The sequence below is a fragment of the Dysgonomonas sp. 521 genome (assembly GCF_010501055.1).
Classification (GTDB): Bacteria; Bacteroidota; Bacteroidia; order Bacteroidales; family Dysgonomonadaceae; genus Dysgonomonas.
Map to the genome: position 1 here is coordinate 1 of NZ_QVMO01000013.1, position 13,975 is coordinate 13,975.

The 13,975-nt window shown below is 40.3% G+C and carries 12 protein-coding genes; all 12 read right to left on the minus strand.

What is annotated here, in order from left to right; all coding sequences use genetic code 11:
- Positions 1 to 90: 90 nt before the first annotated feature.
- The 12 genes from D0T84_RS06085 to D0T84_RS06140 all read right to left on the minus strand — a co-directional run bounded on the left by D0T84_RS06085 (position 91) and on the right by D0T84_RS06140 (position 13,964).
- On the minus strand, positions 91 to 732 hold the full coding sequence (locus tag D0T84_RS06085; protein ID WP_163306992.1) for a response regulator transcription factor: 642 nt from the start codon (positions 730 to 732) through the stop codon (positions 91 to 93).
- Positions 733 to 774: 42 nt separating this feature from the next.
- Positions 775 to 2,172: an aldo/keto reductase gene (locus tag D0T84_RS06090; protein WP_163306993.1), complete on the minus strand. Its 1,398-nt coding sequence runs from the start codon at positions 2,170 to 2,172 to the stop codon at positions 775 to 777.
- Positions 2,173 to 2,184: 12 nt separating this feature from the next.
- On the minus strand, positions 2,185 to 3,708 hold the full coding sequence (locus D0T84_RS06095) for a 4Fe-4S binding protein (RefSeq protein WP_163306994.1): 1,524 nt from the start codon (positions 3,706 to 3,708) through the stop codon (positions 2,185 to 2,187).
- 37 nt (positions 3,709 to 3,745) lie between these two features.
- The gene (locus D0T84_RS06100; protein WP_163306995.1) at positions 3,746 to 5,017 is read right to left on the minus strand and encodes an alpha/beta hydrolase-fold protein; all 1,272 of its coding nucleotides are present in this window, start codon (positions 5,015 to 5,017) and stop codon (positions 3,746 to 3,748) included.
- Positions 5,018 to 5,032: 15 nt separating this feature from the next.
- Positions 5,033 to 5,602, minus strand: coding sequence for a flavodoxin (locus D0T84_RS06105; RefSeq protein WP_163306996.1), 570 nt, complete (start codon positions 5,600 to 5,602; stop codon positions 5,033 to 5,035).
- A gap of 20 nt (positions 5,603 to 5,622) precedes the next feature.
- Positions 5,623 to 6,249 carry a flavodoxin gene (locus D0T84_RS06110; protein ID WP_163306997.1) on the minus strand — a complete coding sequence of 209 codons (627 nt, stop codon included), beginning with the start codon at positions 6,247 to 6,249 and terminating at the stop codon, positions 5,623 to 5,625.
- 67 nt (positions 6,250 to 6,316) lie between these two features.
- Positions 6,317 to 7,651, minus strand: coding sequence for a PQQ-binding-like beta-propeller repeat protein (locus tag D0T84_RS06115; protein WP_163306998.1), 1,335 nt, complete (start codon positions 7,649 to 7,651; stop codon positions 6,317 to 6,319).
- A 39-nt stretch (positions 7,652 to 7,690) separates the two neighbouring features.
- Complete coding sequence (locus D0T84_RS06120) at positions 7,691 to 8,230, minus strand: flavodoxin family protein (RefSeq protein ID WP_163306999.1); 540 nt, start codon at positions 8,228 to 8,230, stop codon at positions 7,691 to 7,693.
- Positions 8,231 to 8,238: 8 nt separating this feature from the next.
- Positions 8,239 to 9,078 carry an aldo/keto reductase gene (locus tag D0T84_RS06125; protein ID WP_163307000.1) on the minus strand — a complete coding sequence of 280 codons (840 nt, stop codon included), beginning with the start codon at positions 9,076 to 9,078 and terminating at the stop codon, positions 8,239 to 8,241.
- 14 nt (positions 9,079 to 9,092) lie between these two features.
- Positions 9,093 to 10,763: a carboxymuconolactone decarboxylase family protein gene (locus D0T84_RS06130; RefSeq protein WP_163307001.1), complete on the minus strand. Its 1,671-nt coding sequence runs from the start codon at positions 10,761 to 10,763 to the stop codon at positions 9,093 to 9,095.
- A 7-nt stretch (positions 10,764 to 10,770) separates the two neighbouring features.
- On the minus strand, positions 10,771 to 12,039 hold the full coding sequence (locus D0T84_RS06135) for a DUF418 domain-containing protein (protein WP_163307002.1): 1,269 nt from the start codon (positions 12,037 to 12,039) through the stop codon (positions 10,771 to 10,773).
- 29 nt (positions 12,040 to 12,068) lie between these two features.
- Positions 12,069 to 13,964, minus strand: coding sequence for a carbohydrate-binding domain-containing protein (locus D0T84_RS06140; RefSeq protein WP_163307003.1), 1,896 nt, complete (start codon positions 13,962 to 13,964; stop codon positions 12,069 to 12,071).
- Positions 13,965 to 13,975 lie beyond the last annotated feature (11 nt).

Consider the following 13,975-nt stretch of genomic DNA (forward strand, 5'->3'; position numbering starts at 1 on the left):
TCTTTACAAGATACTAAAAATCAAGGTCTTATCCAAAAAATCAACCATCTATTTTGCTGATTGTCAGTAAAATAGATTTTTTGTCATGTACTAAAAATATTTTCTTAATTTAGTTATATAAACATCCATGCTTCGCGCAGTAAAATAATCTGCTTTACCCCATATTCCGATAAGAGCTTCTTCTCGTGACACTATTTTATTCACATTTACACAAAGAAGTTTAAGAAGTTCATTTTCCTTTGTTGTAAGTTTGACTGCCCGGATGCTGTTGGAAAGAATACGTTTTTCAGAATCATAAATATAATCTCCGATAGAATATTTTACTTGTATCGGATTTGTTGGATTTTCTTCTTTCTGTGCACGATTAAGAATTGCTTTTATACGATGTGTTAATATCTCCAAGTCATAAGGTTTAACAAAATAATCATCAGCGCCCATTTTTAATCCCGCTAATACTTCTTCTTTTACATTGGATGCTTTATCAGCCAAAAAAATAATTGGTATCTCTGGTTGATATGCCTTTATATCTTTAGCTAAAGAAAAGCCATCAATTCCCGGAAGAGCAACATCAATAATACATAATGCATAATCATTTTCCAGAAAAGCATTGTTCGCTGTAATACCATTATAAAACAATTCTACTCTATAGCTTTTAATTTCCATATTCTTTTTCAGTAGTACTCCGAAATTTTCATTACCCACACATATTAGTATTTTAGTATTCTCTTTCATGGTATTTTTTCTTTTTATTTAAATCCTTTTCCCCATCTCATGTTAAAATTCTATTTTTTGTTTTAGTTGCTCAGCGTAAAGATCTATCCGGCGCATTTCATTAGGAATATCAATGCTTTGCGGACAATGAGGTTTACATATTCCACAGTTGATACAATGACTGGCCTGACGGAGTTTAGGGACACTGCGGTCGTATCCGATAAGAAATGCCTTTCTTGCTTTTTTATAATTTTCGTCTTTGCTGCTTTTTAACCGATATCCGGTGCTTATAATATGGTTATAATGCCCAAAAACTTTTGGTATATTAAGACCATACGGGCATGGCATGCAATACTGGCAATCGGTACACTGGATAAATTCACTATTCATCATAATGTCGGTTACTTCTGCCAGCGCTTCATATTCCGTTTCATTCAACAATTGGAGTGGCGAGTAGGTGCGAATGTTTTCCTGTAGATGCTCCATATACACCATGCCGCTTAAAACTGTAAGAACGAGTTCGGGAGTGCCTGCATACCGAAAAGCCCATTTTGCGGCACTGTCTCCGGAATGCATCTCTCGCATCACCTCCTGGGCTTGTGCGGGTACGCGTGCAAGACGTCCGCCAAGTAAAGGCTCCATAATAATAGCCGGGATATTACGTTTTACCAGTTCGCCATGCAGGTATTCTGCATTTACGTTCCTGCCTGTTGCATGTTTCCAGTCCTGATAGTTTAATTGTATCTGGACGAAATCCCATTTTATGTCCATATTTAATAGATGGTCATACACTGCCACATCTCCGTGGAAAGAGAAGCCAAGGTTACGGATACGCCCAGCTTCACGTTCTTTTAACATGAAGTCAAGCACTCCATTGTCGATAAAGCGTTTATTGAACAAAGGGATACCATCACCGGCGCCTACGGAATGCAATAGGTAGTAATCGAGATAATCCACTTGTAACTCCTTAAAAGAGTTGTGGTACATCTCTACCGAACGTTTGTAATACTCTTCGTTTGAAAGTCCCAGATCGGCCATACGGTGATTGGACATCTTTGTGGCAATGAAATAGGAATCCCGCGGGTGGCGTTTCAATGCAATACCTGTTGCCTTTTCAGACCACCCTCGCACATATACGGGAGCGGTATCGAAATAATTCACCCCATGTGCGATTGCATAATCGACCAGTTCATTGACAGCATCCTGATCTACTTCTTCTTCACCATTGCTGTTAGTTCGTAGCGGCCAGCGCATACAGCCGTAACCAAGCAGTGATACCACATCACCAGTTATATGGTTGGTGCGATATGTCATTTTATCGGTAGGGATATCTCCAATAGCATTACCTTCTGCAGATACGGTATTGTTGGGCTTACAACCGTACATGGCGGCAGTAGTTACAATTGAACCTGCACCCAGTGTCTTAAGGAAATTTCTACGGTTTATATCGTCTTTTTTCATTTTAATTAATCATTAAACAGTGTGATGTCTTACATTTCCCTCCACATAAATAGCACTGAACGGACGGGCAGGGCAAAGGTGTTCACAAGCTCCGCATCCAATACAGAGTGTCGTATCAATTACAGGGATTTTTAAGGAATCGCTAAAGCCTGGATCACGGGCTATCATTGTGATCGCATTTGTCGGACAATGATACTCACAGTTGTTGCATTGCACTTCGTCCCTGTTCACTACGCAATTTTCCTTAATCCATACGGCATGGCCAATGGCTAAGGCTGTTTTGTCGGCAGTCGTTATCGGGTTTATGGCACTTGTTGGGCAAACCTGCGAACATTCCACACATTCGGGACGGCAATAACCTCTTTCAAATGACATTTCAGGCTGCATGAAAGTCGCCAGTTTATTCGATGGACGCAATATGTTGTTAGGGCAGACGGATACACAAAGTTGGCAAGCAGTACACTTACTTTTCATATGCTTTGCACTTAATGCTCCCGGAGGAACAACAGGCGTTTTCCTGTCAGGTATCTTTTTATCTTCTATCTCTGCCAGTCCGCCATCTACGTGTAGTTGTTGTGCTTTGATTGTATTTGCAATAGCTACCGTACCAAGAATAGCAAGCATATTGCGACGGGAGAATCCTTCTTTATTATCTTCTGCTACGGTTTTGTCAATAGATACAAATTCTTCTTCAGCAACTTTCTTGTTACCCAATTTGACCGGGGCGTATTTCATTGCTCCGAACTTACATCTTTCTATGCAGTTAAAACAAGTAACGCAACGGCTATGGTCAATATTCATTGATTTGATGTCGATGCAGGAAGATTTACAGCCTCGTTCACAAGCTTTGCACTTTGTGCACTTTTCTTCATTAAAGGTTAGTCTGAATAAAGAAAACTTGGATAGAAAGCCAAGAAATGTTCCAACCGGACAGATTGTGTTGCAATAAGTACGTCCATGTCGCCATGCAAGGACTGCAACAATTATTAGTGAAATTGCTGCGATACCGAAAGTTAACCAACCTTTTATCCATACTTCGGTGGAGTAGAAAGCATAACTATCCACTCGTTCGGCAATCAACGCTAACAGATTGTTTCCTAAACGATACAGAGGTGCGAAAAAGTTAGAAACTATACGTCCGTATGCTGCATAGGGGTCAAGTATAGATACTACCATACTGACCCCTGCTGCTACAGCAATTATGAACAAAACTAACACAGCATAACGCAATACTGATTTTGCCGGAGAATAACTAAAACGGTTCTTTTTGCCTTTTCTTTTTCCTGATATATTTGAAATGCCGTCCTGAAATATGCCTAACGGACATAATACAGAACAGTAAACCCGTCCGAAAAGTAGAGTCAATAAAACAAGGACTACTAGTACCACTGCATTCATTGCCAAAATAGCGGGTACAAGCTGTATCTTCGCCAACCACCCGAACCATACATGTATTGTTCCTGTAAAATCAAGGAACAGAAGGGTTAATAATATAAAGAATATAGAAGCGGTTATTACTCTGATTTTTTTTAACATAAACATTTAAGTTTAAGCATAAATAATGAATACAATTTCATGGTCGTACAAATTTCACAGCCTGACCATTTACCATTGCGATATAAACTCCTTTGCTGATATTATTCATGTTTACAGTTGCAGAATTTGAATTGGCAACTGTTTTGTGTACTAAAACTCCTGCGACAGAATAAATTGCAAGATTGCTAGTTCCGTTCGGTAAATTATTCACTATAAGTTGATTTGTCGAATTGAAAAAAGCAGACACTTTGTTTTCCTTTCCAATTACATTTTCAATGCTTGTAGATTGGTCGATAGGAAAAAAAGATGGCAAGGCGTTGTAGAAAAACTCATAGACGGCATTGAAGTCATGGTAGCCATCCTCTTTTTGGTGATAAGAAAAATTGGCAGGCGTAAAGGTGTTGGTCAGGTTCATACAAGCTAACGCCTGATTATGGGTCTGGTAAAATACGTTGTCGTTCGTGCCAACAGCATGCCACACATGGAAATTATCGCCGCTAAAATCCGATGCATTCACTACCGAGGCTAAAAATGCAGCAGTTGTTTCGGGTTCGTATTGTCCTCCGTACATTCGGATATGCCAGCTATCTCCGCTCATTGGGAGGAAATAACGTTGTAGGTCGAATGTGTGCTCGAATACCCACCAAGTGGTAACGGCTCCGAGTGAGAAGCCTCCGAAAGCACGATGATCGCGCGAGGCAATGATTCCTGCCCGATCGGTGGTTTCGGCATAGGTGGAGTAACGCCCTTCTACGGCGGGTATCAACTCGTTCTCATATTCGTTGTAAAATACTGCGATTTCCGCAACCGATTCGCTCCAGCCTTTCGAACGATTATCCTTATCCCACGTGGGTGACACGGCGATAAATGGTTTGCATAGACCATGCTGAATCATATTATCGAAGAGGTGCTTCATCTGCTGATTATTGGGTCGTCCGAAGTATCCCTCCGCCACACCCGACCAGCCATGCATCAGATAAATAATATCATACTTCTGCGCCGGATTATAATCATAGGGCAGATAGACGTAGGCGGGCTTGTGGGTTACAGGGAGGCCTGCAGAGGTGTAGTCTTTCGATTCGTATTCTACTACCTCGACCGTTCCTTGTTCTGTAGCCGCTGATAAATACTGGCTTGGAATGGCTGTCGTCATCTGTATGGTGAACTCCGAAGGTATATCAACATTATCGGGGTTGTAAGGAGCTTCTGCATTATCAGCACAGGAAGCGAAGCCGAAAGCAGGGATAGCGAGCATCAGGATGATTGAAATAAATATCTTCTTCACCGCTTTTTCTTGTACGTTTTGCATACCTTTTTTGTTTTGTTATTCTTTAATACCATTATTTTTCAGCCACTTTTGGATATCATTCCCGGCATTTGGCACAGCCTTTTCTTGAATCGGGAGACCGGAACGTATATCCGCATCCGGACAAAGCTTTTTGATTGCTTCCATACTGCGTCCCAAACGGGTATCTTCATGTGTCATGAAAGGGAGGATTATCTTTCCTTTAAAATTATAGCTTGATAAGAATGTTGCAACAGGCGGCGCAATAGTACTCCACCAATTTGGTGAACCGACGAATATGATATCATAAGAATCAAAATCTTCAACTTTTCCTTTTATTTCAGGTTTAAAATCGCTGTCGATTTCTTTTCTCGCCTGCTTTACACATTCCATATAATCTCTTGGATAAGGATTAACGGGAACAATTTCAAAGATATCCGCACCTGTGGCTTCTTTAATCTGTCCTGCCACATTGCGGGTATTACCACTATTGCTCCAAGAATAATAAATGACGAGCATTTTCTTTTCACTTTTTGATTGTGCTTGCGTTTGTATGCTGATGGCAAATAGCATTGTAATAATAGTCACTAATAAATACCTTGTTTTCATATGCATTTCTAACTTTTCTGTTATTCTTTAATACCAATCTTTTGAAGCCACTTAATCACTTCGTCCTTTACCACGTCTAAGTTATCTCGCGAAACGCTGTAACCATCCAAGATTTTAGCATCTTTCTCCAATTCAGCAATCGTCTTAAGGGCTTGTGAAAAGCGACTGCCTCCATGTGTGCAGAATGGAACGATTGTTTTACCACTAAAATCATACTCATCGAAGAAAGTATAAAGAGGCATAGGCATATCGTACCACCAATTCGGGAATCCGATAAAAACGACATCGTACTTCTCTAAATCTTTAATCTTAGTCAAGAGCTTGGGGCGTGCCTTGGATTCATTTTCTTCTTTAGCATAGTCAATAAGCTCTTTGTGCGTTTCTGGATATTGCTGTACAGTTTTTATCTCGAACAAATCGCCTTTGGTTTCTTGTTGTATAATGCTTGCAACATATTCCGTATTGCCTTGTAGTTTTCCATCCGTAACTTTGCGACTTGCTCCCGAAGAAGCATCCACGCCATCGGTTTCGGGCACGGAGAAGTAAGTTATGAGAATTTTCTTTTCTTTGTTTGATGATTGAGCTTGCATCAGCAAGCCATTTAAGAATAAGATAGCCGCAGCTATTAATAGAATTTTTGATTTCATATTGTTTCTTTTTATATATTTTTCCCTGTTTCGTAGGCTTTTTGAACAAACCTATATTCTTCGAAGTCTATTGGGTTACTTTTATGCAAACCATTTTTGCTTGATCGCGGACTAATAATTTCCCGTCTGCTAATGCAATAGGAGCCCAGTTTTGTGTACCACCCCCCATTCTTGACATGCCTTCGGTTGGAACACCGCCATCTGAAAGCACATCGGCTTTCGATATGGGTTTGAAGGCAGTTGGGTCGGGTTCTATAAGATAAAGCATTTTCAGTCCATCGGTCGCCAAAAGTAATCCGTCAGCAAGTATCATGCTGCCACGGTCGAAATTGGGGTCACGTCCTGTCTTCCACATGATATTCCCATCCATATCCATACATACAAGTCCATCTCGTTTTTGATTGGTTCTGAACATGGCATAAAAATAACCATTGTGGAAAAGAGGAGGTTTTGTCTGGTCGCCAAATTCCAACGTAGTAAAAAGTTCGGAGGTGTCAAACGTGCCGTCAGCTTTCTTATTAATCTGTATCATAGTAGCGCCACGCTCATAGCCTCCGGCAATCAGCAATTTATTATTCCCCGCATCCACAGCACAGGGCACTTGAATATGACAATCCCAATTAGAATACTTCCAAAGGGTTTTTCCTGTACGGGGGTCTAATCCCAACACATCGCCCATTTGTCGTGGTGCATTTCTATTTTGCACCGGATTAGTTGAAGAATTTACCATGACAACATGATCTTCTCCGTGGATTTTAATGATTTTCGGGCTTGAATATGTTATCTCATGCGAACGTTCTGTTTGCCAAACTACGTTACCTGTAAGTTTATCATATGCCACCACGCCCGCTTGCGGAGCCTGTGAAGCAAGAATCAGCAAATTATCGTAAATGACCGGGTTTTGTGATATTCCCCACATCGGAAGTCTTTCTCCGCCAAAGTCAGTCCAAACATTTTTCTTCCACACAGGCTTATGTGTGTTGATGTCGATACAATATAAATCTCCATAAGGACCACAGGAATAGACATGTTTATCATCAACAATCGGGATGCTTCGTGAACCCGGAAAGGGAAGTTCTCCTGGAGAATCGTAAGCGAATTTCCAAAGCTCTGTACCTGTTTGTAATTCAATACATCTCATTATATCGCCTGTCTCGTCATCCCTGTCAAGCAGATATACTTTTCCGTTCTTAACGACTGGGCCGCCGTATCCAATACCCACATTTACCGCCCACAACACTTCGGGGCCGCTTTCAGGCCAGTTTCTCAACAATCCTTTTTGAGGGGATTTACTGTTCCTGTCCGGACCAAGAAACTGCGGCCAATCCTGTGCTATAACTGGCTGACAAACAGAAGAAACAAGCAATATTTTGATTGTTATTAAAAGATGTTTTACTTTCATTTTCTATTTTTTTTAATGTTTGTTTAACAAAGTCCAGCTTTATATTCTCTTTCCTGTTTCGTAGGCTTCTTGAACAATTGGTTTTCCTATGATTTCGCCTTTATTATAAATCCCTTTTCCAAGTATATATCCTGCTTCCCGTACATCTGTCAAGCATTCTAAGAATCCCTGAAAAGATTTGACAGTACCGCTCATAACATGGTTGTCATCCTCTGCAGCTGTTGCAATCAGGTAGAAATCTTTATTATTAATCTTTGTCCATTTCATAACCGAGCGGTCAATAACCGTTTTTAGCTGAGCATTCATACAGTAGAAATACACAGGGGTTGAAAGGACTATCACATCAACAGCTATGATTTTGTCAATAATTTCGGGCACATCGTCTTTTATCGCACATTGTCCGTTATTGTTTTTGCAGAAATAGCAAGCATTACAGAAGTTTACCTTTTTATTTCGCAGCGATATTTTTTCAACTTTATGCCCGGCTTCTTCTGCTCCACGCATAAATTGGTCACACAAGTAGTCAGAATTGCCTTCCTTGCGCGGACTTGCTGAAATAATCAATACATTTTTACTCATATTAGTTCTTATTTGAATGTGCTAAGCATCTTAACTATAGCTGGGTCACGGTGATCAAAAAAAAGACTTTTCCCTGTATCAAGTGTTTCAATTAACTTCATATCTTCGCTATCCAATTCAAAATCAAAAACATTAAAGTTTTCAATCATTCTTTCTTTACGAATGGATTTTGGTATAACTACTACATTTCTCTGAATAAGCCAACGGAGGACAATTTGAGCAACTGATTTGTTATATAGTTTTGCTATGGAGATCAGCAAATCATTCGTAAACATATTGTTTAATCCTTCAGCAAATGGTCCCCACGATTCAATCTGAACTTTATTTTCTTCCATAAAAGACTGATATTCTATCTGCTGATTGAATACGTGAGTTTCTACCTGATTTATAGCAGGAGTAACTTCATTATGGATGATTAAATCTATTAATCGATCTGATTGAAAATTACTTACTCCGATAGCCCGAATTTTACCTTCTTTATAAAGTTCTTCCATTGCCCGCCATGCTCCATATACATCATTATATGGCTGATGGATCAGATAAAGGTCGAGATAATCTAAACCAAGCTTTTTCATAGATTCGGCGAAAGCATTTTTAACACCATTATAAGAAACATTACTAATCCAAAGCTTTGTAGTGATAAAAAGTTCTTCACGATGTATTCCACTTCGCTTGATTGCACGTCCGACAGCTTCTTCATTTTGATATGCCGCTGCGGTATCAATAGAACGATAACCTGTTTCTATGGCTTCTATTACTATATTTTCTGTTTCTTCCGGTTTTACCTGATAAACTCCGAAACCTAAAATTGGCATTTCTACGCCGTTATTTAATTTTACTGTTTTCATTTTTTGTCTTTTTTTTATTTCAGATATTGTTTAAAGAAAGCGTCTAATTTTGGGAGGGATACCGCCATGTATTGCGGTTTGTCATATAAATCCACATGTGAAGCTCCAGGAACTACGAACAGTTCTTTCGGTTCGGCAGCTTTGCTGTACGCATCTTCACTGAAGTAAGCTGACACAGCACGTTCTCCTACAATAAATAGCAATGGCCTTGGTGATATAGTTTCAATCTGTACAAACGGGAAGAAATTCATCATAGGGGCAAGGCTCGTATAGGAATAACTGGTAGTAGAGTTAGGATGCCCGCCTCTCGGAGTACGGTAGTAGTCGAAAAATTCACGGGTATTTTCGGTATCATTTTCGCTAAGTTGAGTGGGAATGGCAGCAATATCTTTTCTTGGTTCACCTCTGAACTCTTTTGTGCGTTGTTCTCCTATTTCATCCAGCGTTTTCATTCGCTGTTCATAAGTAATTACATCGCCTAATCCCTGCCTGCGGGCACGTCCCATATCGTACATGCTGACTGTTGCGAGTGCTTTAATCCTATGGTCGATTTGGGCTGCGCTGACTGAATAACCGCCGCCGCCACAAATTCCAATTACACCAATACGGTTAGCATCTACGTTTTGATGATTACTTAGGAAATCTACTGCTGCGCTGAAATCTTCCACCCGTGCTTCAGGTGATTCAATGTAACGGGGATATCCACCGCTTTCGCCATAATGGGTAGCATCAAAAGCGAGTGTTACATAACCCAGTTCCGCCATTTTCTGCGCATGAAGCCCGGATGTCTGTTCTTTTACTCCTCCGAATGGATGACCAACTACAATGGCAGCATATTTCCTATTAGCATCGTAGTTAGGTGGGAAATAAAGGTTTCCTACGATATTATTGTAAAACCTATTCGGGAAAGATACTTTCTCTTTCTTCACTCCATTAATCATTACTGGTGTTTCTACTTCTACGCTTAATCCTTTTCTTTGCAGCAATTCATTTAGTACAACGTTAGCTGCTTCTGCGTTTTCCTTGCTGACATTTACTTCTATGGTATTTACCATTTGTTTCAGTTGAGCCGGGGTTATCCCTACATTCAAAGAAAGGTTCATGTGTGAATTTAACATGGGTTCTACACCGCCGATACCCATCAGAACGGATACGGTTACCATTTCACGCTCGGAATATGTCAGGACATCACGTTCAAATATATCTGCAAAAAGATGTTCTTTCAGGAATGTTTCAATTTCAGGACTGAAGCCCGCATAGCCTGCTGTAGCACGTCCTTCAGGCGGTGTAACGCCGGATAGTTCGGCAAGGATTTCTTTTCCACGTTCATATTTATCACGGGTATCTGTTATGGGTGATGCTTCACGTCCCCAGTTATCGCTTACGCCTGCTGCTTTACGTTCATCCAGTACACTCATAAAGGTTTGCAACCCGCGAAGACTTCTCGGAAATCCGCTGTAAGCATATAGGTGTACCAATATTTCCTTTATTTCGTTGACTGTTAATCCGGCTTCGAGTCCGGCTGCTAATTCAGGTTTTAATTTATCTAAATCACCCCTCGCAGTAAAAGCGGAGATTGTTACTATTTTTTCTTGTTTCTTACTTAACATATCCTGTGCATTTATGTTACCGGACATTCCCAGTAACAAGGTTATTGTTGCTATACATAAACTTATCTTTTTCATCTGTTACCTATTTTTGTTCATGATTCTTTATTCTTCTGAAAGGCTGTAATTTGAGATAGGTTGCCGAACGCCAAAACCATTCGAGGGGGCCATACAGGAAATATTTCATCCAATATCTGCTGAATATAATCTGTAAGGTATATACTACTAATCCTAAAATAAATAGTTCCGTAGTTCCCCAGCGCCCGAAGTACGAGCCGAATGCCCACATAGAAAACAGGAAGCATCCTATGACGTTTTGCAACTCATAATTCGTTAATCCCATACGCCCGTAAGGCGAAATTACATCCAGGTATTTGCCGATGCTTTTTATTTGATACAAGATAATAAAGCCCATAGCCAATGCTCCGGACAGGAATACAGCCTTTATATCATTCAGCCCCATCGTAGCCAGCAGGGTTGGCGGTATTGTTTCTCCCGGTCGCATAAATCTCATATTTGTTGCATCCTGCGGGAACAGGTCAACAATGAAATTGATTGCTACAACGCCAAGGACAAAGACCGCAAACAGGATAAGATTTCTTTTTTTTCGCGTCTGAACTTGTTCAAAAAACCGCAAACGTCCTACAACCAATCCAAGCATAAACATGGCTAACGTGATATAACCACGTGCAAAAATACCAAACTGGTAATTTAGCTTTCCTTCAAAGCCTCTTGTTAGATTCATCTTTGCCGAATTAAGGAAGGAAGGTTTTTCAATATTCGGATTCTGTGGACGTCTTGAAGGACGTTCTTCTGCATCTTGCCCGCTGTCTGACGTGGCCTGTTCCACTCTAGTCATTTGGTCATAGGTGGCCGTTATGATGCGTGGCGCTCCGATTAATAAAAGAGATGCTATCAGTATCAGTATCCAGTTTTTAACTTTATAAAGAAAGACCATCAGTACGCCAAACATGGCGTAAATTGCCAGTATCTCTCCGGAATAAAACATACATCCAATCATTCCGATTACAAAAAGGATAACCATACGCCACAGGAAGCGTTTGCGGAAATCTATTCCTTTTTTGTGTGCTCTATCCATCTGAATGAAAAAACTCAAACCGAACAAAAAAGCAAAGATGTTAATGAATTTCCCCATTACTACATTTTGCATTAACCACCAGATAGATTCATCCATAGCCGGAAAGAGAGGCTCCCTCGGTTCTAAACCAAAAGAAAAAATGCTGTAATGCTGCCACATATGGGTAAGGATAACTCCCAGCAAGGCGAATCCTCTTAATGCGTCTATCACTGTAATCCTTTGCAAAGGAGTTGAAATCGTTTTCTGTTCTTCCATGTCTTTATTATTCTATAATCAGTATTTAATTAAAATCCTCCCGACGAACCAACGGTTGATACTGAACCCTGTGCAGATCCGGTAGTAAAGGAACCTGCCGATGTACCTCCCGAATAAGTTGCTCCTGTATATAGCCCGTAGAAATCTGTACCACCGGAAATAGTGCCACCTGTGTAAATTGTATATCCGGTATTGGATTCCAGTAAAGGACTACTGAACAAGATATTCAGCCGGTTGTAAGTCTTGGGTAATCTAAACGTTAAGACTTCACTTCCGTCGGATGTAGATTGAATCCGGATTATTTCGACATTTTGTGTTCTTGTATTGAAAATCAGTGATCTTTGTCTTGAAACACTTGCAGTCGGTGTACTTTGCATTCCTCCGCCTCCGGTTCCAATGATAGTTCCCCCGGTAATAGAGAATTGATTCCAATCGCAGTCAATACCTCCTTCATAAGAATTGGAAGAAGAACCTGCGGCAATAACCACGCCTCCGGTTATAGTCAATGTGCCGTTTGAGTCTATTCCGTCGTTTGTTACACTGTTGCAATATATATTTCCTCCATCTATCTGTATGTGGTCTGACGCATTAATACAATCATCGTAAGCCTCTATATCAATATTGCCTCCGGTAATTGTAAGGGTGGCTTTACTTTCAAGCCCTTCTGCTTCTGTCTGTGAAGTGCGGATTGTAATCGTTCCTCCGTTTATGGTCAGATTGCCATCGCTTTTTATGGCTTTTGCTGCGGTATCATTATTACGGTCATAGACGAACTGGTTTCCTGTGGTTGTCACATAGACTGTACCGTCGTTGATTGTTAATGTACCTTCAACATTGATGCCCTTGCCACCGGAACCTGTGCTAAGTATGGTAAGGTTCCCATTTTCTATCAACAGGTTTTTATCGCACTTTATCCCGGCAGCCGAAGATGTATCCTGCTCATCTTCCTCCCAAATGGCATCGCCTCCCGTATTAATGGTTATATCCCCTCTTAAAAGAGTAAAATTTCCTTTGGAATTGAAACCTTTTGAAGCATTGCCATACACTGTTACAGTTATTGCATCGCTTGTATTAATACTTATGTCTTCATCCGTTTTAAGGGCATGTCCTTTCTGTCCCGTAGTGGTGATATTTATCTCGCCTCCGGTTATATTGATAGGTTCTCCCGTATCAATACCATCCCCTGCGGAACGTATAGTTAAAAGACCACCTGAAATAGTTACACCGTCATTTGTATGTATGCCATCGCTTGCGGATTCCTTAATATTTATATTCCCGTTACGAATAGTTAATGCTCCGTCACTGCAAAGCGAATGCCTGTTTTTTCCTCTTATTTCCAGTGAACCATTACCGCCGATTTCAATATCACCTTCACTGAAAAATGTAGCTTTCATATCTTCTCCGTCAATAAATGTATATTCTTCGTTGTCAAAAAGGCGGTTATTCGTATTGTCTATAATCGTAAGCGAAGCCTTTTGCTTGCTTTGGATATTGATAGCTGCACCATTCGGATTAGTTATACCTGTTCCATTCAGGATTAATCCGAAAGGAGTTTCGCCGTATATTTTAACGGAACCGTTATTGGTGATTCCAGAAAGGATATAATTGATTTCTGTATTTGTGACGGACGAACGGATAATCATATGGGATTCATTATTTTCTATTTCAACCCCATTGCTGTTGAACGGATTGTCTATTGTAACACCACTGGATGAAAAGGCAATAGTTACAGCGTTTTCATAATTAATATCCTGTGAGTTAGGATTGAGAGGATCGTCGTCATTATCGCCCGGATCTTCCGGGATAGTAGGTTCCTCCGGAGTTTCTATTTCTTCTGTTTCCGGAATATTATCATCAGAACAGGAATAAAGTAATGATAAACTTATCCCTAATGATAATAGTATAAAAATCTTTTTTGCAAACATTACTTTCAAGT

What these genes read in the sequence shown, in the direction of transcription:
- D0T84_RS06090 (WP_163306993.1), bottom strand. Translation starts at nt 2,172, where the DNA reads ATGAAAAAAGACGATATAAACCGTAGAAATTTCCTTAAGACACTGGGT.
- D0T84_RS06120 (WP_163306999.1), bottom strand. Translation starts at nt 8,230, where the DNA reads ATGAGTAAAAATGTATTGATTATTTCAGCAAGTCCGCGCAAGGAAGGC.
- D0T84_RS06105 (WP_163306996.1), bottom strand. Translation starts at nt 5,602, where the DNA reads ATGAAAACAAGGTATTTATTAGTGACTATTATTACAATGCTATTTGCC.
- D0T84_RS06085 (WP_163306992.1), bottom strand. Translation starts at nt 732, where the DNA reads ATGAAAGAGAATACTAAAATACTAATATGTGTGGGTAATGAAAATTTC.
- D0T84_RS06095 (WP_163306994.1), bottom strand. Translation starts at nt 3,708, where the DNA reads ATGTTAAAAAAAATCAGAGTAATAACCGCTTCTATATTCTTTATATTA.
- D0T84_RS06110 (WP_163306997.1), bottom strand. Translation starts at nt 6,249, where the DNA reads ATGAAATCAAAAATTCTATTAATAGCTGCGGCTATCTTATTCTTAAAT.
- D0T84_RS06140 (WP_163307003.1), bottom strand. Translation starts at nt 13,964, where the DNA reads ATGTTTGCAAAAAAGATTTTTATACTATTATCATTAGGGATAAGTTTA.
- D0T84_RS06125 (WP_163307000.1), bottom strand. Translation starts at nt 9,078, where the DNA reads ATGAAAACAGTAAAATTAAATAACGGCGTAGAAATGCCAATTTTAGGT.
- D0T84_RS06130 (WP_163307001.1), bottom strand. Translation starts at nt 10,763, where the DNA reads ATGAAAAAGATAAGTTTATGTATAGCAACAATAACCTTGTTACTGGGA.
- D0T84_RS06135 (WP_163307002.1), bottom strand. Translation starts at nt 12,039, where the DNA reads ATGGAAGAACAGAAAACGATTTCAACTCCTTTGCAAAGGATTACAGTG.
- D0T84_RS06115 (WP_163306998.1), bottom strand. Translation starts at nt 7,651, where the DNA reads ATGAAAGTAAAACATCTTTTAATAACAATCAAAATATTGCTTGTTTCT.
- D0T84_RS06100 (WP_163306995.1), bottom strand. Translation starts at nt 5,017, where the DNA reads ATGCAAAACGTACAAGAAAAAGCGGTGAAGAAGATATTTATTTCAATC.